The sequence below is a fragment of the Pluralibacter sp. genome (genome assembly GCF_019237635.1).
Lineage (GTDB): Bacteria > Pseudomonadota > Gammaproteobacteria > Enterobacterales > Enterobacteriaceae > Enterobacter_B.
In genome coordinates this window covers 1-19,777 of sequence record NZ_JAFAGS010000026.1, presented here as the reverse complement: position 1 = coordinate 19,777, position 19,777 = coordinate 1, and the positions used below count along the sequence as shown (strand labels likewise).

At 55.9% G+C, this 19,777-nt stretch carries 21 protein-coding genes; 12 read left to right on the top strand and 9 right to left on the bottom strand.

Going from position 1 to position 19,777, the window contains the following annotated elements; translation table 11 throughout:
* Positions 1-116: IS3 family transposase (locus tag JO226_RS03555; RefSeq protein WP_293493372.1), on the top strand; the 116-nt coding region annotated here is incomplete at its 5' end.
* 311 nt (positions 117-427) lie between these two features.
* Positions 428-1,327, top strand: coding sequence for a 23S rRNA pseudouridine(2605) synthase RluB (gene rluB / locus JO226_RS03550; RefSeq protein ID WP_293493369.1), 900 nt, complete (start codon positions 428-430; stop codon positions 1,325-1,327).
* A gap of 53 nt (positions 1,328-1,380) precedes the next feature.
* On the opposite strand, the gene cobO is transcribed toward rluB, so the two are convergent.
* Both cobO and JO226_RS03540 read right to left on the bottom strand, forming a co-directional pair.
* A complete protein-coding gene (gene cobO / locus JO226_RS03545) occupies positions 1,381-1,971 on the bottom strand; it encodes a cob(I)yrinic acid a,c-diamide adenosyltransferase (RefSeq protein ID WP_293493366.1) in 591 nt (196 codons plus the stop codon).
* A complete protein-coding gene (locus tag JO226_RS03540) occupies positions 1,968-2,726 on the bottom strand; it encodes a YciK family oxidoreductase (RefSeq protein ID WP_293493363.1) in 759 nt (252 codons plus the stop codon). Before JO226_RS03540 ends, cobO begins: the two co-directional genes overlap by 4 nt.
* A 256-nt stretch (positions 2,727-2,982) precedes the next feature.
* On the opposite strand from JO226_RS03540, the gene sohB reads away from it, so the two are divergent.
* Positions 2,983-4,026: a protease SohB gene (sohB, locus tag JO226_RS03535; RefSeq protein ID WP_293493361.1), complete on the top strand. Its 1,044-nt coding sequence runs from the start codon at positions 2,983-2,985 to the stop codon at positions 4,024-4,026.
* 59 nt (positions 4,027-4,085) lie between these two features.
* Here the strand turns inward: sohB and JO226_RS03530 are convergent, their stop codons facing one another.
* Complete coding sequence (locus JO226_RS03530) at positions 4,086-4,337, bottom strand: YciN family protein (RefSeq protein WP_293493359.1); 252 nt, start codon at positions 4,335-4,337, stop codon at positions 4,086-4,088.
* A gap of 398 nt (positions 4,338-4,735) precedes the next feature.
* On the opposite strand from JO226_RS03530, the gene topA reads away from it, so the two are divergent.
* From topA to JO226_RS03515, 3 genes are all read left to right on the top strand, one after another.
* Positions 4,736-7,333 carry a type I DNA topoisomerase gene (gene topA / locus JO226_RS03525; protein WP_293493357.1) on the top strand — a complete coding sequence of 866 codons (2,598 nt, stop codon included), beginning with the start codon at positions 4,736-4,738 and terminating at the stop codon, positions 7,331-7,333.
* A gap of 180 nt (positions 7,334-7,513) precedes the next feature.
* The gene (gene cysB / locus JO226_RS03520; RefSeq protein WP_293493354.1) at positions 7,514-8,488 is read left to right on the top strand and encodes an HTH-type transcriptional regulator CysB; all 975 of its coding nucleotides are present in this window, start codon (positions 7,514-7,516) and stop codon (positions 8,486-8,488) included.
* 332 nt (positions 8,489-8,820) lie between these two features.
* Positions 8,821-8,961 (top strand): YmiA family putative membrane protein, encoded by a 141-nt coding sequence (locus tag JO226_RS03515; RefSeq protein WP_293493351.1) that lies wholly within the window; start codon positions 8,821-8,823, stop codon positions 8,959-8,961.
* Between the two features lie 16 nt (positions 8,962-8,977).
* On the opposite strand, the gene JO226_RS03510 is transcribed toward JO226_RS03515, so the two are convergent.
* Complete coding sequence (locus JO226_RS03510) at positions 8,978-9,397, bottom strand: hypothetical protein (protein ID WP_293493349.1); 420 nt, start codon at positions 9,395-9,397, stop codon at positions 8,978-8,980.
* Between the two features lie 12 nt (positions 9,398-9,409).
* On the opposite strand from JO226_RS03510, the gene acnA reads away from it, so the two are divergent.
* Positions 9,410-12,085, top strand: a complete 2,676-nt coding sequence (gene acnA, locus JO226_RS03505) for an aconitate hydratase AcnA (RefSeq protein WP_293493347.1) — start codon at positions 9,410-9,412, stop codon at positions 12,083-12,085.
* 60 nt (positions 12,086-12,145) lie between these two features.
* Here the strand turns inward: acnA and ribA are convergent, their stop codons facing one another.
* Entirely contained in the window at positions 12,146-12,736 is a 591-nt protein-coding gene (ribA, locus tag JO226_RS03500; protein WP_293493344.1) for a GTP cyclohydrolase II, read from the bottom strand.
* A gap of 179 nt (positions 12,737-12,915) precedes the next feature.
* On the opposite strand from ribA, the gene pgpB reads away from it, so the two are divergent.
* From pgpB to yciH, 5 genes are all read left to right on the top strand, one after another.
* On the top strand, positions 12,916-13,689 hold the full coding sequence (gene pgpB, locus JO226_RS03495) for a phosphatidylglycerophosphatase B (RefSeq protein ID WP_293493341.1): 774 nt from the start codon (positions 12,916-12,918) through the stop codon (positions 13,687-13,689).
* A gap of 264 nt (positions 13,690-13,953) precedes the next feature.
* Positions 13,954-14,262: a LapA family protein gene (locus JO226_RS03490; protein WP_293493338.1), complete on the top strand. Its 309-nt coding sequence runs from the start codon at positions 13,954-13,956 to the stop codon at positions 14,260-14,262.
* A 6-nt stretch (positions 14,263-14,268) separates the two neighbouring features.
* Positions 14,269-15,438 (top strand): lipopolysaccharide assembly protein LapB, encoded by a 1,170-nt coding sequence (gene lapB, locus JO226_RS03485; RefSeq protein WP_293493335.1) that lies wholly within the window; start codon positions 14,269-14,271, stop codon positions 15,436-15,438.
* Positions 15,439-15,622: 184 nt separating this feature from the next.
* Positions 15,623-16,348, top strand: a complete 726-nt coding sequence (gene pyrF, locus JO226_RS03480) for an orotidine-5'-phosphate decarboxylase (protein ID WP_293493332.1) — start codon at positions 15,623-15,625, stop codon at positions 16,346-16,348.
* Positions 16,348-16,674 carry a stress response translation initiation inhibitor YciH gene (yciH, locus tag JO226_RS03475; RefSeq protein ID WP_293493329.1) on the top strand — a complete coding sequence of 109 codons (327 nt, stop codon included), beginning with the start codon at positions 16,348-16,350 and terminating at the stop codon, positions 16,672-16,674. Before pyrF ends, yciH begins: the two co-directional genes overlap by 1 nt.
* Positions 16,675-16,774: 100 nt before the next feature.
* Here yciH and osmB read toward each other — a convergent pair whose 3' ends face one another.
* The 4 genes from osmB to pdeR all read right to left on the bottom strand — a co-directional run.
* Positions 16,775-16,993, bottom strand: a complete 219-nt coding sequence (gene osmB, locus JO226_RS03470) for an osmotically-inducible lipoprotein OsmB (RefSeq protein ID WP_293493326.1) — start codon at positions 16,991-16,993, stop codon at positions 16,775-16,777.
* Positions 16,994-17,239: 246 nt separating this feature from the next.
* Positions 17,240-17,989, bottom strand: a complete 750-nt coding sequence (locus tag JO226_RS03465) for a DNA-binding transcriptional regulator YciT (RefSeq protein ID WP_293493323.1) — start codon at positions 17,987-17,989, stop codon at positions 17,240-17,242.
* A gap of 18 nt (positions 17,990-18,007) precedes the next feature.
* Positions 18,008-18,190: a hypothetical protein gene (locus tag JO226_RS03460; protein WP_293493320.1), complete on the bottom strand. Its 183-nt coding sequence runs from the start codon at positions 18,188-18,190 to the stop codon at positions 18,008-18,010.
* A gap of 158 nt (positions 18,191-18,348) precedes the next feature.
* A partial coding sequence (gene pdeR / locus JO226_RS03455) for a cyclic di-GMP phosphodiesterase (protein WP_293493317.1) occupies positions 18,349-19,777 on the bottom strand: 1,429 nt, incomplete at its 5' end.

Here is a 19,777-nt window from a genome sequence, read left to right as displayed (position 1 = left end):
AATCGATGCGAACGACGGTGTTCAATTATATTGAGTGCGATTACAATCGGTGGCGCCGACACAGTGCCTGTGGCGGACTCAGCCCGGAACAATTTGAAAACCAGAACCTCGCTTAGCACCGTGTCCACATTATGTGGGTAGGATCAGAGGAGGGAATCAGTGGGGGCTTGAGACGAAGCGAAAACTCAGCAGGATGTAAAAAGAACAAATTTGAAAAAGGGCCCGCCTTAACAGGGCGGCCCTTTTATGCTCAAAACACAATCGACACCAGAGTTGAAGGTGATGAACTTGGTGTACAACAAAGTAGGTTACAACGTGGTGAACATCGCGTATAATGGCTTTCAACAAAATGTGCTAATGCATTGATTTATATAGATTTGTTAGTATCAAGTCGACGCCTGGGAAGGCGACACCTAAAGGAAGCTCTATGAGCGAGAAATTACAGAAAGTGCTGGCCCGCGCCGGTCACGGCTCGCGTCGTGAAATTGAATCCATGATCGAAGCCGGTCGCGTCAGCGTTGATGGCAAAATCGCCACCCTGGGCGATCGCGTTGAAATTACCCCTGGCCTGAAAATCCGTATCGATGGCCATCTTATCTCCGTCAAAGAATCCGTTGAGCAGATCTGCCGCGTACTGGCGTACTACAAGCCGGAAGGCGAGCTCTGTACCCGTAACGATCCGGAAGGCCGTCCGACGGTGTTCGACCGTCTGCCGAAGCTGCGCGGCGCCCGCTGGATTGCGGTCGGGCGTCTGGACGTTAACACCTGCGGTCTGCTGCTGTTCACCACCGATGGCGAACTGGCTAACCGCCTGATGCACCCAAGCCGTGAAGTTGAGCGTGAGTATGCGGTGCGCGTATTCGGCCAGGTTGACGACAATAAAGTGCGCGAACTGGCGCGCGGCGTGCAGCTTGAAGACGGCCCGGCGGCGTTTAAGACCATTAAGTTCACCGGCGGCGAAGGGATCAACCAGTGGTACAACGTCACCCTGACCGAAGGGCGTAACCGTGAGGTGCGTCGTCTGTGGGAAGCCGTTGGCGTCCAGGTCAGCCGCCTTATCCGCGTACGCTATGGCGATATCCCGCTGCCGAAAGGCCTACCGCGCGGCGGCTGGACTGAACTCGATCTGGCGCAGACCAACTACCTGCGCGAGCTGGTTGAGCTCAAGCCGGAAACCGAATCCAAAGTGGCGGTGGAAAAAGACCGGCGTCGTATGAAAGCGAACCAGATTCGCCGTGCGGTGAAGCGTCACAGCCAGGTTAACAGCAAACCGGCGCGCAGCACCAGCCGTCGTTCCAGCAGCCGTAACAGCGGCAACGGTTCGTAAATCACATTCTGACGATGTAAAAGGGCCCCTGGGCCCTTTTTTAATGCCCGGCGTTAGTAATCGATGCCGATTTGCGCTTTGACGCCAGCGTCAAAGGCGTGTTTGACCGGGCGCAGTTCGCTCACCGTGTCGGCCATGTCGAGGATATCGCGATGGCAGCCGCGGCCGGTGATGATCACCGTCTGGTTATGAGGACGGTTGCGCAGGGCGTTCAGCACGTCCTCAAGCGGTAGATAATCATAGGCCACCATATAGGTCAGCTCATCAAGGATGACCAGGTCGAGGCTCTCATCGGCCAGCATCCGCTTTGCGTGCTGCCAGACGCTCAGGCAGGCGGCGGTATCGCTTTCCCGGTCCTGGGTGTTCCAGGTGAACCCTGTCGCCATGACCTGAAACTCGACACCGTGTGGCTCCAGCAGGTTGCGCTCGCCGTTAGGCCACTGTCCTTTAATAAACTGAATGACGCCTACTTTTTTGCCGTGGCCGACGGCGCGGGTGGCGGTGCCGAAGGCGGCGGTGGTTTTCCCTTTGCCGTTGCCGGTCAGGACCAGCAGGATCCCGCGGGTTTCCTGCGCCTGAGAGACGCGGGCTTCTACTTTTTCTTTCAGACGTTGCTGGCGTTCGCGATGTCGTTCATCGGTCATGGTGAGATCCCTGGTTTACGGTTTGGCTGTGCGTCGAAGGTCATACCGGTTTTACGGCGGCTGTCGTCGCCCATCAGCCACAGGTACAGCGGCATAATGTCCGCTGGCGTTTTTAATTTCTGCGGGTCTTCCGTCGGGAAGGCGCTGGCGCGCATCCCGGTACGGGTGCCGCCCGGGTTGATGCAGTTAACGCGCAGCTGTCCCTGATACTCCTCCGCCAGCACCTGCATCATCCCTTCGGTAGCGAATTTGGACGCCGCATAGGCACCCCAGTTGGCGCGCCCCTGGCGGCCGACGCTTGAGGAGGTGAATACCAGCGAACCGGCATCGGACTTCAGTAATAAAGGAAGCAGCGCCTGGGTCAGCATAAAGGTGCTGTTGACGTTAACCTGCATGACATCCTGCCAGACCTCCGGTTTCTGTTCCGCCATCGGCGTTACGTCGCCCAGCAGACCGGCGTTATGCAGTACGCCGTCGAGGCGCGGGTAGTGAATGGCGACTTTTTGCGCCAGACTCTGACACTCTTGCGGCGTACAGGTCAGGAGATCGAGGACAAACCATTGCGGCGCGATGCCGCCTTCTTGCTGGATCTGCTGCGCCACGCCGCGCAGTTTATCGTCATTGCGGCCAAGCAGAATGACGCTTGCGCCATAGCGGGCATACGTCAGGGCGGCTTCGCGGCCAATGCCGTCGCTGGCGCCGGTCACCAGGATGATGCGTTGTTGCAGCAAATCGCGTTGCGGTTGGTAATGCACGGATTTTCTCCTGTGGCCCTGCGGCAGGCCACGTTACTGTTCTGTCAGTTCACTTTTCGGCTTTATGCCCTAAACCGCAGGGGATTTCAATCAGCCAGGCGGACAGGCTATTCTAAATTAACATTTTGCAAAGATTTCATTGGCAACAAATGCCGCAGAATGCCTGCGTGTTTCATCCCATCGGCGGCGGAAGACGCCGCGCCTGGGCTGTTGTACACTCGATGCAAACGTAAGGGGTTCATTTTAAGGTGGAAGCGTGGAAATACTGTCTCAATATGGGTTGTTTTTAGCCAAAATCGCGACGGTTGTCGTCGCAATCGCGGTTGTTGCTGCATTTATCGTGAATCTTACCCAACGCAAAAAGCAGCGCGGCGAACTTAAGATAACCAATTTAAGTGAACACTATAAAGACCTGAAAGAAGAGATGGGGGCGGCGCTGCTCGACGCGCCTCAGCAGAAGCTGTGGCACAAAGAGCAGAGGAAAAAGCTCAAACAGGAGGCAAAGGCGGCGAAGGCCAGGGTGAAAAAGGGCATCGCCGCGGGCGATAAGTCCCGTGTCTGGGTGTTGGACTTTAAAGGCAGCATGGACGCCCACGAAGTCAACGCGCTACGGGAAGAAGTGACAGCGGTGCTGGCGGTGGTGAAACCGCAGGATCAGGTGGTGCTGCGTCTGGAAAGTCCCGGCGGCGTCGTGCATGGCTACGGGCTGGCGGCATCCCAGCTGCAGCGCCTGCGTGACAAGCAGATCCCGCTGACTATCGCCGTGGATAAAGTGGCGGCAAGCGGCGGCTATATGATGGCCTGCGTGGGCAATAAAATTGTTTCCGCGCCGTTTGCCATTATCGGCTCCATCGGCGTGGTGGCGCAGATCCCCAACTTTAACCGCTTCCTGAAAGGCAAGGATATTGATATCGAGCTGCATACCGCCGGGCAGTACAAACGTACGCTGACGTTGCTTGGTGAAAACACGGAAGAAGGGCGCCAGAAGTTTCGTGAGGATCTCAACGAGACGCACCACCTGTTTAAAGACTTCGTCCACCGGATGCGCCCGCAGCTGGATATCGAACAAGTTGCGACCGGCGAGCACTGGTACGGCAGCCAGGCCAAAGAGAAGGGGCTGGTGGATGATATCGGCACCAGCGACGACCTGCTGCTGGGGTTGATGGAGGACCACGAGGTGCTGAATGTGCGCTATCTGCAACGGAAAAAATGGCTCGACCGTTTTACCGGCAGCGCGGCGGAAAGCGCCGATCGTCTGCTGATGCGCTGGTGGCAGCGCGGCCAGAAGCCGATGATGTAGTGACCCGGTTGCGGGAAACACAGAACGAAAGAGCGAGGCACTGGCCTCGCTCTTTTACGTTAATCGATCAGGTGATATTTCTCTGACAGCGTGTGCGCCAGGTATTTAAACATGTTGAATACCGCGGTGCTTTTCGGCGTCGGCAGGCCTTGCTCATCCAGATAGTACTCGCCGCTGAAAACCAGCACGCCGTTACGCTGGGTAACGTCGGTCGCTTCGATACCGGCCAGGGTGTCTTCGTGCTCACGGATGAGGCGGTTGGCTTCTGCCAGCAGGGATTGACGATCGATAGGTGTGGATGTCTCTTGCATAATATACTCCTTAAATCACTGGCGTTAGTCTACGCCGGGCGCGCCGCCCGGGCAAATTTCCGTGTCGTTTGCAGGGAAAGGGTACCCGGGCTCTTGCTGGCGGGAATCACTTTTGCATGCTAATAAAGTTGCGTAACGAATTTTATCAGGTACAGTGTGACGCTTTCGGCAAACTGGCAACAGATTTGCTTGACATTCGACCGAAAATTCTTCGTGCTATATGCCCTGGCGAGGAAATGCCAGTAAACTCAGCCATCTGGCTGACGTTGTCTGAAGCTGGACTCGCAAAGGGGGTTGATATCCATTGGCGTTGCCGCAACATACAAGGCTCGTCGCCAGTGGAAGGTGAATCAATGTGCGATGTATTCCTGGAAGAATTAGATTAGGTAAAGGTGAATATGGGTAAAGCTCTCGTTATCGTTGAGTCCCCGGCAAAAGCCAAAACGATCAATAAGTATCTGGGTAATGACTACGTGGTGAAATCCAGCGTCGGTCATATCCGCGATTTGCCGACCAGTGGCTCAGCAACCAAAAAGAGCGCTGACTCTGCCTCCACCAAAACGGCTAAAAAGCCTAAAAAGGATGAACGTGGCGCGCTTGTCAACCGTATGGGCGTGGATCCATGGCACGACTGGACAGCACAGTATGAAGTGCTGCCAGGCAAAGAGAAGGTAGTCTCAGAGCTTAAGCAGTTGGCCGAAAAGGCTGACCACATCTATCTCGCAACCGACCTTGACCGCGAAGGGGAAGCCATTGCATGGCACCTGCGGGAAGTGATTGGCGGTGATGACACGCGCTACAGCCGCGTGGTGTTTAACGAGATAACCAAAAATGCGATTCGCCAGGCGTTTGAGAAGCCGGGCGAGCTGAATATCGACCGTGTCAACGCCCAACAGGCGCGCCGCTTTGTGGACCGCGTGGTGGGGTATATGGTCTCTCCGCTGCTGTGGAAGAAAATCGCCCGTGGGCTTTCCGCCGGCCGTGTACAGTCTGTTGCCGTGCGCCTGGTGGTTGAGCGTGAGCGCGAGATTAAAGCGTTTGTCCCAGAAGAGTTCTGGGAAATTGACGCGAACACCACGACGCCGTCCGGCGAAGCGCTGCCGCTGCAGGTGAGCCATCACCTGGATAAGCCGTTCCGCCCGGTCACCCGTGATGAAACCATGGCGGCGGTCAGCTTGCTTGAAAAAGCGCGCTACAGCGTGGTGGAGCGTGAAGATAAGCCGACCAGCAGCAAGCCTGGCGCGCCGTACATCACCTCTACGTTGCAGCAGGCGGCAAGTACCCGTCTGGGCTTTGGCGTGAAGAAAACCATGATGATGGCCCAGCGTCTGTATGAAGCGGGTTACATCACCTACATGCGTACTGACTCGACGAACCTGAGCCAGGACGCGCTGGACATGGTGCGCGGTTATATCGGCGACAACTTTGGTAAAAAGTACCTGCCGGAGAACGCCAACCAGTACGCCAGCAAAGAGAACTCCCAGGAAGCGCACGAAGCGATTCGTCCTTCTGACGTCAACGTGTTGGCGGAATCGCTGAAAGATATGGAAACCGACGCGCAGAAGCTGTATCAGCTGATCTGGCGTCAGTTTGTCGCCTGCCAGATGACGCCAGCGCAGTACGATTCCACCACGCTTACCGTTGCCGCCGGGGAATATAAACTGAAGGCTCGTGGCCGTACGCTGCGCTTCGACGGCTGGACGAAAGTCATGCCTGCGCTGCGTAAAGGCGATGAAGACCGCACGCTGCCGCCGGTAAAACAGGGCGACGCGCTGTCGCTCGTTGACCTGCAGCCCGCCCAGCATTTTACCAAGCCGCCTGCGCGTTTTAGCGAAGCTTCGCTGGTGAAAGAGCTGGAAAAACGCGGTATCGGCCGTCCGTCCACCTATGCGTCGATCATTTCGACGATTCAGGACCGGGGTTATGTGCGTGTCGAAAACCGCCGTTTTTACGCCGAGAAAATGGGGGAGATCGTCACCGATCGTCTGGAAGAGAACTTCCGCGAGCTGATGAACTACGATTTCACCGCCCAGATGGAAGACAGCCTGGACCGGGTCGCGAACCATCAGGCCGAGTGGAAGCAGGTGCTGAACGACTTCTTCGGTGATTTTACTCGCCAGCTCGAAACGGCGGAGAAAGGTCCTGAAGAGGGCGGCATGCAGCCGAACCCGATGGTGCTGACCAGCATCGACTGCCCGACCTGCGGACGCAAAATGGGTATTCGTACCGCCAGCACCGGCGTTTTCCTCGGCTGCTCCGGCTATGCGTTGTCGCCGAAAGAGCGCTGCAAGACCACCATTAACCTGGTGCCGGAAAACGAAGTGCTGAACGTGCTGGAAGGCGACGACGCGGAAACCAACGCGCTGCGCGCCAAGCGCCGCTGCTCTAAATGCGGTACGGCGATGGACAGCTATCTCATCGATCCGAAGCGTAAGCTGCACGTCTGCGGTAACAACCCGACCTGCGACGGCTACGAGATTGAAGAGGGCGAGTTCCGCATCAAGGGGTATGACGGCCCGGTGGTGGAGTGTGAAAAATGCGGTTCGGAAATGCACCTGAAAATGGGGCGTTTCGGTAAGTACATGGCCTGCACCAACGACGACTGTAAGAACACCCGTAAGATCTTACGTAACGGCGACGTTGCGCCGCCGAAGGAAGATCCGGTTCCGCTTCCGGAACTGCCGTGCGAAAAATCGGATGCGTACTTTGTCCTGCGCGACGGCGCAGCCGGGGTATTCCTGGCCGCGAACACCTTCCCGAAATCGCGTGAAACCCGCGCGCCGTTGGTGGAAGAGTTGTACCGTTTCCGCGATCGCCTGCCGGAAAAACTGCGCTATCTTGCCGATGCGCCGCAGGAAGACGGACAGGGCAACAAGACGATGGTGCGCTTTAGCCGTAAGACGAAACAGCAATATGTCGCGTCTGAAAAAGACGGAAAAGCGACCGGCTGGTCCGCCTTCTTTATCGACGGAAAATGGCAGGAAGCGAAGAAGTAATTCGGTATTTTTCCTCGCTGTATGACCTCAGGGGCCGCGTTTGCGGCCCTTTTTATTAGCTTGTTATTATTCGCATCTATACACATCCGGTATAAATGATATAGTGGTTATAGTTAACGCATTTCTTATTATCAAATCGTCTTAGGCCACTGATGCCTTTGCATTACGCGGACACCGGTCATGAAATTACAGCAGCTTCGTTATATCGTTGAGGTGGTCAATCATAACCTCAACGTCTCCTCTACCGCTGAGGGTCTGTATACCTCGCAGCCGGGCATCAGTAAGCAGGTTCGTATGCTGGAAGATGAGCTGGGGATCCAGATCTTTGCCCGTAGCGGCAAACATCTTACCCAGGTTACCCCCGCCGGGCAGGAGATTATTCGCATCGCGCGCGAAGTGCTGTCGAAGGTCGATGCCATTAAGTCCGTCGCCGGTGAGCATACCTGGCCGGATAAAGGGTCGCTGTATGTGGCGACGACCCACACTCAGGCGCGCTATGCGCTTCCGGGCGTGATTAAGGGGTTTATTGAACGCTATCCGCGCGTCTCATTGCATATGCATCAGGGATCACCGACGCAAATCGCTGAAGCGGTGTCGAAAGGCAATGCCGATTTTGCGATTGCGACCGAAGCGCTGCATCTGTACGACGATCTGGTCATGTTGCCGTGCTACCACTGGAATCGTTCCATTGTGGTGACGCCGGAGCATCCGCTGGCCTCAAAAACGTCCGTCACGATTGAAGAGCTGGCGCAATATCCTCTGGTAACCTATACCTTTGGCTTTACTGGTCGTTCTGAACTGGATACCGCGTTTGACCGCGCCGGGCTAACGCCGCGCATTGTCTTTACCGCGACCGATGCCGACGTAATAAAAACCTACGTTCGTCTGGGGTTAGGGGTCGGGGTGATCGCCAGCATGGCGGTTGATCCGGTATCCGATCCGGACCTGGTCAAACTCGATGCGCACGGGATTTTCAGCCATAGCACGACGAAGATAGGCTTTCGTCGCAGCACGTTTTTACGTAGCTATATGTATGATTTTATTCAACGCTTTGCGCCGCACCTGACGCGCGACGTCGTGGATACTGCCGTCGCGCTGCGTTCGAATGAAGACATTGAAGCGATGTTTAAAGATATAAAATTACCGGAGAAATAATTCCCCGCGTTATTAAGGGTATCTCCGGCGAGGGGGATACCCGTTAAAATCGTTAGCCCTGTCAATTAATCGGGTACACATTTCTCTTTATTGGCTAAATATCCATTCCTGCTGTGAATGTCCATTACCGTCGGATGACAAAGTAGAAACTCTTTCTCCGCTATGCAAATTTGTCTGCTCAATTATTTATTTGTTGTCAAAAGATTGAATATTCCCATGCTATTACTTTATAAATTTGCTGGATTTTTAGCAGGTTTTTAATTAGGATTTGTCTCAATGATGATTAACTGTGCCGATTGTTTGGCACCGTAACGATAAGTGGTATCGATTGTATGAGGTTAGCAATGCCGTCAGGAAGTGAAGAACCGCAACGGGATCCAGAGCTCAAGCGTAAGGCCTGGCGAGCGGTGTTTTTGGGTTCTGCCGTGTTCTGGGGCGTTGTCGTGTTCCTTATCTGGACGTTTTGGGGTTAAAAATGGCGGAACCGGGTCATCGTGTGGCAGTGAAGAAAAAACGGCAAGCAGATGACAGCACGCCGCCGCGTAAAAAGGCGCCAGCCGAGATTCCCTCATCCTGGAAGCTGACGCCGGAACAGCAGGCGTTTATTGAATCGTTTGACGATGATGATAAAAAAGAGTGATGTAACGCTCCTGGAATAATATCCGTAAGTTGTGTGCTGTTTTCTCTTGTGCTCATTAATAAAAACATCACAGCAATAAAGAGAAATAATGTCGATAACCCAAAGAAATTATCCCTGAGTAAACCCGGTGCAAGACCGGGTTTTTGTTTTTCGCGAACAATGATTTCCCCGATTTTAGCAATTTGGGTTGTTATCAAAACGTTACGACAGGCATGTGTTATCTTTAAAGACAGGCCCTGAGGAGTTTCAGGGTGGTGAATCCCTGTCATTAAGGAGGAGCTATGTCGTTAACCCTACGAGAAGCCAGTAAGGATACACTGCAGGTTAAAGCAAAAACGTATCACTACTATAGCCTGCCGCTGGCCGCAAAACAGATCGGCGACATTTCCCGTCTGCCTAAATCACTCAAAGTCTTACTCGAAAACCTGCTGCGCTGGCAGGATGGCGATTCCGTCACCGCAGAGGATATCCAGGCGCTGGCAGCCTGGTTACAGCACGCGCACGCCGATCGTGAAATCGCCTGGCGTCCCGCCCGCGTGTTGATGCAGGATTTTACCGGCGTCCCCGCGGTCGTTGACCTTGCGGCAATGCGGGAGGCCGTGAAGCGACTTGGCGGCGATACTGCAAAAGTGAACCCGCTGTCGCCCGTTGATCTGGTGATTGATCACTCGGTCACGGTTGACCGCTTTGGCGACGATGACGCCTTTAGCGAAAACGTGCGTCTGGAGATGGAGCGCAATCACGAACGCTATGTGTTCCTGCGCTGGGGGCAGCAGGCGTTCAGCCGTTTTAGCGTGGTGCCGCCGGGAACCGGGATCTGCCATCAGGTTAACCTGGAGTATCTGGGCAAAGCCGTGTGGAGCGAAGAACAAAACGGAGAGTGGGTGGCTTACCCGGATAGCCTGGTGGGCACCGATTCCCATACCACCATGATCAACGGACTGGGCGTGCTTGGCTGGGGCGTCGGCGGTATCGAGGCTGAAGCCGCGATGCTGGGCCAGCCGGTGTCGATGCTGATCCCGGACGTGGTGGGCTTTAAACTGAGCGGAAAACTGCGCGAAGGGATTACCGCGACGGATCTGGTGCTGACCGTCACGCAGATGCTGCGCAAGCACGGCGTCGTCGGAAAATTTGTTGAGTTTTACGGCGACGGCCTGGATTCATTGCCGCTGGCCGACCGCGCGACGATCGCCAATATGTCACCGGAATATGGCGCCACCTGCGGCTTCTTCCCAATTGACGCCGTGACCCTCGACTACATGCGCCTGAGCGGGCGCAGTGAAACGCAGATAGCGCTGGTGGAGGCGTATGCCAAGGCGCAGGGGATGTGGCGTCTGCCGGGTGATGAACCGGTATTTACCAGTACACTGGCGCTGGATATGGACGAGGTGGAGGCAAGCCTCGCCGGGCCGAAGCGTCCGCAGGATCGTGTCGCGCTGGGCAATGTGCCGAAAGCCTTCGCCGCCAGCGCGGAGCTGGAACTGAACGCCGCGCGGAAAACCCCCGGACCGGTGGCATATACTCTGAACGGTCATCAGTACCAGCTCCCCGACGGGGCTGTGGTAATAGCCGCCATCACCTCATGTACCAATACTTCGAACCCCAGCGTACTGATGGCGGCCGGGCTGCTGGCGAAAAAAGCCGTGGCCCGGGGCCTGAAACGCCAGCCGTGGGTCAAAGCCTCGCTGGCGCCAGGTTCGAAAGTGGTCTCCGATTACTTGGCTCATGCCAAACTGACGCCGTATCTGGACACGCTGGGCTTTAACCTGGTGGGCTATGGCTGTACCACCTGTATCGGCAACTCCGGCCCGCTGCCGGAACCTATTGAGCAGGCGGTTAAGCAAGGCGACCTCACCGTCGGGGCGGTGCTTTCCGGCAACCGTAACTTTGAAGGGCGTATTCACCCGCTGGTGAAAACCAACTGGCTGGCGTCGCCGCCGCTGGTGGTGGCCTATGCGCTGGCTGGCAATATGAATCTCGACCTGACCCGCGACCCGCTGGGGCATGACGAGCAGGGCGCGCCGGTGTACCTCAGGGATATCTGGCCAAGCGGGCAGGAGATAGCCCGGGCTGTGGAAGAGGTCTCAACCGATATGTTCCACAAAGAGTACGCTGAAGTCTTTGAGGGTACGCCGGAGTGGAAATCCATTCAGGTCGAAGGATCGGACACCTACGGCTGGCAGCCGGATTCCACCTATATCCGCCTGTCGCCGTTCTTTGATGAAATGGGCGTAATGCCTGACCCGGTTGAAGATATTCACGGCGCGCGGATCCTGGCGATGCTCGGCGACTCGGTTACGACCGACCACATTTCGCCTGCGGGCAACATTAAGGCCGAAAGCCCGGCGGGGCGATATCTGCAAAGCCATGGCGTTGAGCGGCGAGACTTCAACTCTTATGGCTCACGGCGCGGCAACCATGAAGTGATGATGCGGGGGACGTTTGCCAACATCCGTATTCGCAACGAAATGGTGCCCGGCGTCGAAGGCGGGATGACGCGCCACCTGCCCGGAACGGAGGTGGTCTCAATTTATGATGCGGCGATGCGTTATCAGCAGGAGGGAACGCCGCTGGCGGTGATTGCCGGTAAAGAGTATGGCTCTGGCTCCAGCCGCGACTGGGCGGCTAAGGGGCCGCGTCTGCTTGGGGTTCGGGTGGTGATTGCCGAGTCGTTTGAGCGAATTCACCGCTCTAACCTGATAGGGATGGGGATCCTGCCGCTGGAGTTCGCGCCGGGCGTGAGCCGTAAAACGCTCGGGCTGACCGGAGAAGAGCGTATCGATATTGACGGTTTGCAGGCGCTTAAACCCGGAGCGACGGTGGCGGTGACGCTGACCCGTGCGGATGGCAAAACGGAAGTGATTCACTGCCGTTGCCGTATCGATACCGCCACGGAGCTGACCTACTATCAGAACGACGGTATTCTGCACTACGTTATTCGTAATATGCTGCATTAATGCGCCGCAGTGGGCCTGGATAAGCAGGCCCACTATGCCTGGACAGGGTCAGAGAAGCCGTTAGTTGTCGAGCAGATGCCCCATTTTGGCGGCTTTGGTGTCGAGGTAGTGCTCATTGTTCGGGTTGCGTCCGACGATAAGCGACACGCGTTCGATAATGTTGATGCCCGCTTCGGTGAGGATTTCGACCTTCAGCGGGTTGTTGGTGAGCAGGCGGACTTCATCAACGCCCAGCAGTTTGAACATATCGGCGCACAGGGTGAAGTCACGTTCGTCGGCGGCAAAGCCGAGCTGATGGTTGGCTTCAACGGTGTCATAGCCCTGGTCCTGCAGCGCATAGGCGCGGATTTTATTCAGCAGGCCGATGTTGCGTCCTTCCTGACGGTGATACAGCAGCACACCGCGTCCCTCTTCGGCGATATGCGCCAGCGCCGCTTCCAGTTGAAAACCGCAATCACAACGCAGGCTGAACAGCGCATCGCCAGTCAGACACTCCGAGTGTACGCGTGCGAGGACCGGGGTCTTACCGGTAATATCGCCGAAAACGAGGGCCACGTGATCTTGCCCGGTTGCCAGTTCTTCAAAGCCCACCATCAGGAAATCGCCCCAGGGGGTTGGCAGTTTGGCTTCTGCCACACGTTTAAGCTGCATGTGATTCTCCAGATTACGTCGGCATGCTGATGCCTTCTGTTTCTGATATTTTGCCACAACGGCGAAACTTCACCTAATGGCTGACGAATCATCTGCTGCGAAAGCGCACGATTCGGCATCTTTTACCGCCGCGCGAATTATCAGTTATCATTGTGATGTGTAAGGGAAAAGGAGGCGCGATGCTCGCTATCGTCAAACGTACCGCCATCGGGGCGGCGCTTTTGCTTGTGATGCCCGTTGCGGTATGGCTCTCCGGCTGGCAGTGGCAGCCGGGTTCCAATAGCGAATGGCTTAAACTGCTGTTCTGGATAACTGAAACGGTAACGCAGCCGTGGGGAATGATTACCCACGTCGCGCTATGCGGCTGGTTCTTATGGTGCCTGCGTTTTCGCCTGCGGGCGGCGACGGTGCTTTTCCTTATCCTGGCGGCGGCGATTCTGCTTGGACAGGGGGTGATGTCGTGGGTTAAAGAACGGGTGCAGGAGCCGCGGCCGTTTGTGGTATGGCTGGAAAAATCCCAGCATGTCCCGGTTGACGCGTTCTACACTTTACATCGCGAGGCGCGCGCCCAACTGGTAGAACAACAGCTTTCGACACGACAGGATATTCCTCTGTTTTTGCGCCAGCACTGGCAAAAAGAGACCGGTTTTGCCTTCCCGTCCGGCCACACGATGTTTGCTGCCAGCTGGGCGCTGCTTGGCGTCGGGCTGCTTTGGCCCCGGCGCAGAACGGTGACCATCGTGGTGCTGATGGTCTGGGCCACGGCGGTGATGGGAAGCCGTTTAGCGCTGGGCATGCACTGGCCGCAGGATCTGATTGTCGCCACGCTTATCTCCTGGCTGCTGGTGGTCATTGCGACCCGGGTCACGCAGCGGCTCTGCGGGCCGCTGACGCCGCCTGAAACGGATGAGCAGAAATCTGTCGTCGGTGAGAAGAACGGCCAGAAACGTTGATTTTTGACATTTTGCCCATAAATCCATGGTTCGCCCTGTGCTTGCTAGTTTCACCGCTGCGGCGAAGATGGTACTTTATAGGACAAGAAACGGCGCGGTGAACATGATTTAACCCGTCTTACTTCAAGTTGCATGTGCGTTGGCTGCGGGCGCTCACCCCAGTCACTTACTCAAGTAAGCTCCCGGGGATTCGCTCCCTTGCCGCCTTCCTGCAACTCGAATTATTAAGGGTATAGACGCTCACCCCACATAACGGGAAGTAATGTGAAATATTTACTCATTTTCTTACTGGTATTAGCGATTTTCGTAATCTCAGTCACCCTTGGGGCGCAAAACGATCAGGTCGTGACGTTCAACTACTTACTGGCGCAGGGCGAGTTCCGTATTTCTACGCTGCTGGCCGTGCTGTTTGCCGCTGGTTTTGCGATAGGCTGGCTGGTATGCGGTCTGTTCTGGCTGCGTTTACGGGTATCGCTGCTGCGCGCGGAACGTAAGATTAAGCGCCTGGAACAGCAAATCTCGCCTGCTGCCTCTACGCCATCGGCACCGGTCGTTCCGGCGACGAAGGAATAAGATTCTATGCTGGAGTTGTTGTTTCTGCTTTTACCTGTTGCCGCCGCGTACGGCTGGTATATGGGACGCAGAAGTGCACAGCAGTCCAAACAGGACGACGCTAACCGCCTTTCCCGTGACTATGTCGCGGGGGTTAACTTTCTGCTCAGTAATCAGCAGGACAAAGCGGTGGATCTGTTCCTCGATATGCTCAAAGAGGACACCGGCACCGTTGAAGCTCACCTGACGCTCGGAAACCTGTTCCGCTCCCGCGGCGAGGTTGATCGGGCTATCCGCATCCATCAAACCCTAATGGAAAGCGCCTCCCTGACGTACGACCAGCGCCTGCTGGCGGTACAACAGCTTGGTCGTGACTATATGACCGCCGGGCTGTATGACCGCGCGGAAGATATGTTCAGCCAACTGGTGGATGAAACCGATTTTCGTATCGGCGCGTTGCAGCAGCTGCTGCAAATCTACCAGGCGACCAGCGACTGGCAGAAGGCCATTGAGGTTGCCGAGCGCCTCGTCAAACTCGGCAAAGAGAAGCATCGCCCGGAAATCGCGCATTTCTGGTGTGAGCTCGCTTTGCAGCAGATGGGCAACAACGAGATGGACAAAGCCATGTCGCTGTTGAAAAAAGGGGCCGCGGCCGATCGCAACAGCGCGCGCATCTCCATCATGATGGGGCGGGTGTTTATGGCGAAAGGCGAGTATGACAAAGCCGTCGAGAGCCTGCAGCGGGTTATCGAACAGGATCGGGAGCTGGTCAGTGAAACGCTGGAGATGCTCCAGACCTGTTACCAGCAACTGGGTAAAAATGACGAGTGGGGAACCTTCTTGCGCCGTGCCGTTGAAGAGAATACCGGCGCGACCGCCGAGCTGATGCTGGCGCAAATCCTCGAACAGCAGGAAGGCGTTGAGAACGCCCAAACCTACGTTACCCGTCAGCTTCAGCGTCACCCGACGATGCGCGTTTTCCACAAGTTGATGGATTACCACCTCAATGAAGCGGAAGAAGGGCGGGCCAAAGAAAGCCTGATGGTGCTGCGCGATATGGTCGGCGAACAGGTGCGCAGTAAGCCGCGTTACCGTTGTGCTAAGTGCGGGTTTACCGCCTATACCCTGTACTGGCACTGCCCGTCCTGCCGTTCCTGGGCGACGGTCAAACCGATCCGCGGCCTTGATGGCCAGTGATTTTTAAAAAAAGCTCAATTTAGTTACAACATACTAAAGGGCTGCACAGGCTCCCTGATATCGGCACCGTGCAAACCGTTGTCCGGCAGGGGAATGTGCCCTGTCTTTTTCAGCGTGTCGCAGGTAGAATGCTCGCCGTTTACCTTTTTCGCGCCCGCGCTCCCCTCAACAAGAAGGTCTGGTCATGACATCTGATTCCCGTAGTGTTACTTCCTCTCCCGTCGTCGTTGCGCTCGATTACAACAATCGCGATAACGCGCTGGCCTTTGTCGACAGGATTGACCCTCGCGACTGTCGCCTGAAGGTTGGGAAAGAGATGTTCACCCTGTTTGGGCCGGAATTCGTACGCAGCCTGCAGCAGCGCGGTTTCGACATTTTTCTCGATCTTAAATTCCACGACATTCCGAATACCGCCGCGCATGCGGTGGCCGCGGCGGCAGATCTGGGCGTGTGGATGGTGAACGTGCACGCGTCCGGCGGCGCGCGCATGATGACTGCCGCGCGCGAAGCGCTGGTACCGTTCGGCAAAGATGCTCCGTTACTGATTGCCGTGACTGTGTTAACCAGTATGGAAGCCAGCGATCTCCAGGACCTGGGCATTACGCTGTCCCCGGCGGATTATGCCGCGAAGCTTGCCGCATTAACGCAGCGCTGCGGACTGGACGGCGTGGTTTGCTCCGCTCAGGAAGCGGTGCGCTTTAAACAGGACTTCGGTCAGGGCTTTAAGCTGGTGACGCCGGGCATTCGTCCTGCCGGCAGCGACGCGGGCGATCAGCGCCGTATCATGACGCCGCAGCAGGCTCAGTCGGCGGGTGTCGACTTTATGGTGATTGGCCGTCCGGTGACGCAATCCGCCGATCCGGCGCGCACCTTACGTGAGATTAATGCGTCACTACAGCTGGGGGCATAATGAGCGATTCAAACAGCCGTCTGGTCTACTCCACGGAAACCGGGCGTATTGACGAGCCGAAAACCGTTGCGGAACGCCCGAAAGGCGACGGCATTGTTCGCATTCAGCGTCAGACCAGCGGGCGTAAAGGTAAAGGCGTTTGCCTCATTACCGGCGTCGACCTGGACGACGGCGAACTGGCAAAACTTGCGGCTGAACTGAAGAAAAAATGCGGCTGTGGCGGTGCGGTTAAAGATGGGGTGATCGAAATACAGGGCGATAAGCGCGATCTTATTAAATCACTGCTCGAAGCTAAAGGTATGATAGTTAAACTGGCTGGCGGCTAAAAATAAAAGGGCCACGCATATTGCATGGCCCTGATTTATTTTTTGACTCGTGCGAAAGTTTTTACAGAATATATTTTGTTGTTATTTTACCTTCTGGTGATTATTTACTTACCTGGTGGCCAATAATACCACCTACGGCGGCACCGCCCAGCGTACCCAGCGCACTGCCGTTCGTCAGGACGGCGCCGCCCACAGCACCAGCACCTGCGCCAATCGCGGTGTTACGGTCGCGTGTGGACCAGCCAGAGCATGCGCTCAGGGACATCACCAGAGTTGCTGCTAATACGGCAGCGGTCATTTTTTTGCTCATTGAAATCATAATGTTCTCTCCTGAATAATACATCCATGAACGGCCTCACCATAAGAGTTTAGCCTGGTAGAAGAATGTTCATGAGACAGGGTGTGCAGGTGTTACTTAAATCACGCAGGTGATAGTCACTTCCTGTCGTATCGCTAACAGTAATTTAGCGATTCAGCGAGGAAACAGGCAGGTAAATAGTCTTAATTGGCAGGTCGGAACATTCTCAGTTATACAAAATATCCCCCGAATGACCGGGGGGATATATCAGGGGCGTTTGACGATATTGACCGTCAGTCCGGCGCGCTGAAGCTGAACTTGATTTTCGGCGCTCAGTCCGTCGTCGGTAATCACCCGGCTGACTTTTTTCGTGGCGTCAAAGGGATAGGGGTGAACCACGCCGAACTTGGAGCTGTCGCTGAGCACAATAGCCTCACACTCTTTGTCCAGTACCGCATTGACCACGTCGGTACGCATCATATCGCGGCCAGTGAAGCCGGTATCATTCTGCCAGCCGTCAATGCCGATAAACGCTTTGCTGAAATGAACCTGCTGGATGTACTGGCGGGTGAGCGGGCCGACCATGCTCTCGCTTTTCTTCTGGTAGATGCCGCCAAGCAGGATCACTTCGCCCGGGGTTTCTTTCAGTAAATGCGCAATATAGCTGCTGACCGTAATAATGGTCACATCTTTATGTTCGGAAAGCGCGCGTGCGAGCAGGGCGTTGCTGCTGCCGTTTTCGATAAAGACGGTTTCGCCAGGAGAGACCAGTGATGCGGCAAAGGTCGCCAGTTCGCGCTTGAGGGCGAAATGGGTCATCATGCGCGTTTCAACGTCTTCGCTGTCGAGCGGCACGGCGAAGCCGTGGGTTCTGCGCAGATAGCTCTGCTTTTCCAGCAGGTTAAGATCCTGGCGAATGGTGACTTCGGAAACACCGGTCATGCGGGCGAGGTCGGCAACGCTCATGCGGCCTTTGTCGATCACCATTTGCAAAATAGATTGTTGTCGGGCGTTCATATCAATATCAGGCTTTCTTTAAATTTCCCAGGGCGCTTTGGGCGGCGTGAGCTTCTGCACCTGCGCGTGGCCGGACTGCGCCAACAGCTCCGCTTTCAGGATTTCCAGATTGTTTATCGCCGAGTGATAATCACCTGCGACCAGAATATCCAGTACGGTATCAATACGTTGGGCAAGCTCGCGTGCATCAAGGTCAGACATTGGGGTACCCTGAGAGAGAAGTCATAAACGCAATGATGCAAAAAATAGCGCTAAAAGAGAAGAGAAAAATCGAGCTTATGCAAATACATAACATTAATTTGCTAAATATGACGCTGGCCTGACGGCGCGGCAAAACCACCGCGCCGCCGTCGTGTTTGCTATCGCACCTTACGCAGCTGGCGTCGCTTCAGCCAGCGCTCAAAAACCGCGGCTGGCATCGGTTTGGCAAAGAAGAAGCCCTGGCGCTCGTTAACCCCATTTTTGGTCAGAAACGCGTCCTCTTTGGCGTTCTCAACACCCTCCGCGATGACCTGCAAATTCAGCGCCTGCGCGACGGCGACGATAGCCCTGACCAGCGACTGCGCGACCGGGTGTTTATGCACATCACGTACAAAATCCTGGTCGAGCTTTATGGCGTCGATGGGGAAGCGGGCGAGCTGGGACAGCGATGAGTATCCGGTACCGAAATCATCCAGATGGATCTGCGCGCCTAGCGCGCTGAACTGCTGGATAACCGAATGGGCAAGCTCTTCGTTTTCAATCAGGCAGCTTTCCGTCAGCTCGACATCGATAGGGCAGTATTCGAAGTTAAGATCCTTCAACGCCTGGCGCAGATCGCTGAAAATGGTCTGGTCGGCGAGCTGGCGGGCCGAGACGTTGACGGCGACCCGCAGGTTAATGCCCTTGTCGCGCCAGCGGGCGACCTGACGCACAACGTCGAGCATGACCCAGCGCCCGAGCGGCACAATCAGGCCGGATTCTTCGGCATAGGAGATAAACCCCGCCGGAGGGATAAGCCCGCGCTCCGGTGAGTCCCAGCGCACCAGCGCTTCCAGGCTGCGGACCTCGCCGCGCCAGGTGATTTTCGGCTGATAGTGGATGACCAACTGATCGGCATCCAGCGCTTTACGCAGGTTTGTGTCGAGCCACAAATATTCAAATACCCGTTTATTCATCTCCGGCAGGAAGACGCAGAACTTGCCGCGTCCGCCCTCTTTGGCGGTATACATGGCGGTATCGGCATTGCGAATCAGGCTTTCCCGATCGTTGCCGTGCTGCGGGGCGAGCGAAATGCCCAGCGAACAGCCGGAATAAACTTCGATAAGACCGATACGAAACGGCTCACGCAGGCGGCTCAGGATCCGCGAGGCCATTGCCTCCAGCGCGCTCTGCGAGGTGTTGGTCGCCAGAACGATAAACTCATCGCCGCCCAGGCGTGCCAGCGTCTGGCCCTCTTCAAGGCAGCTCAATATCGATAACGCAACCGACTGCAGCAACTGGTCACCGAACATATGCCCGTAGGCGTCGTTAACCTTTTTAAAGTTATCCAGGTCCAGATAGACAATCCCGACCTGGGTCTCGTCCCGCACGGCAATGGCTTCGCTAATCATGTCATTGATTGCGTTGCGGTTGGGCAGCCCGGTGATGGTATCGGTATTGGCCAGTACCCGCAGGCGCTCCTGCGCGCGTCGTTCTTCAGTGATATCGGTCCCGGAGCAAATCAGGTAAATTTCGTTTTTCCCGCTGCCGCTGTGTACGAATTTATTGCGAAATAAAAACAGCCGCTGGCCTTTGCGGGTTTTGACC

Excerpts from the sequence above, each read along its gene's own strand:
- ribA (WP_293493344.1), bottom strand. The coding sequence starts at position 12,736 with ATGCAGCTTAAACGTGTGGCAGAAGCCAAACTGCCAACCCCCTGGGGC.
- pyrF (WP_293493332.1), top strand. The coding sequence starts at position 15,623 with ATGACATCTGATTCCCGTAGTGTTACTTCCTCTCCCGTCGTCGTTGCG.
- JO226_RS03465 (WP_293493323.1), bottom strand. The coding sequence starts at position 17,989 with ATGAACGCCCGACAACAATCTATTTTGCAAATGGTGATCGACAAAGGC.
- JO226_RS03510 (WP_293493349.1), bottom strand. The coding sequence starts at position 9,397 with ATGACAGGGATTCACCACCCTGAAACTCCTCAGGGCCTGTCTTTAAAG.
- cobO (WP_293493366.1), bottom strand. The coding sequence starts at position 1,971 with ATGACCGATGAACGACATCGCGAACGCCAGCAACGTCTGAAAGAAAAA.
- acnA (WP_293493347.1), top strand. The coding sequence starts at position 9,410 with ATGTCGTTAACCCTACGAGAAGCCAGTAAGGATACACTGCAGGTTAAA.
- JO226_RS03515 (WP_293493351.1), top strand. The coding sequence starts at position 8,821 with ATGAGGTTAGCAATGCCGTCAGGAAGTGAAGAACCGCAACGGGATCCA.
- JO226_RS03460 (WP_293493320.1), bottom strand. The coding sequence starts at position 18,190 with ATGTCTGACCTTGATGCACGCGAGCTTGCCCAACGTATTGATACCGTA.
- JO226_RS03530 (WP_293493359.1), bottom strand. The coding sequence starts at position 4,337 with ATGCAAGAGACATCCACACCTATCGATCGTCAATCCCTGCTGGCAGAA.
- topA (WP_293493357.1), top strand. The coding sequence starts at position 4,736 with ATGGGTAAAGCTCTCGTTATCGTTGAGTCCCCGGCAAAAGCCAAAACG.
- yciH (WP_293493329.1), top strand. The coding sequence starts at position 16,348 with ATGAGCGATTCAAACAGCCGTCTGGTCTACTCCACGGAAACCGGGCGT.
- osmB (WP_293493326.1), bottom strand. The coding sequence starts at position 16,993 with ATGATTTCAATGAGCAAAAAAATGACCGCTGCCGTATTAGCAGCAACT.
- pgpB (WP_293493341.1), top strand. The coding sequence starts at position 12,916 with ATGCTCGCTATCGTCAAACGTACCGCCATCGGGGCGGCGCTTTTGCTT.
- cysB (WP_293493354.1), top strand. The coding sequence starts at position 7,514 with ATGAAATTACAGCAGCTTCGTTATATCGTTGAGGTGGTCAATCATAAC.
- lapB (WP_293493335.1), top strand. The coding sequence starts at position 14,269 with ATGCTGGAGTTGTTGTTTCTGCTTTTACCTGTTGCCGCCGCGTACGGC.
- rluB (WP_293493369.1), top strand. The coding sequence starts at position 428 with ATGAGCGAGAAATTACAGAAAGTGCTGGCCCGCGCCGGTCACGGCTCG.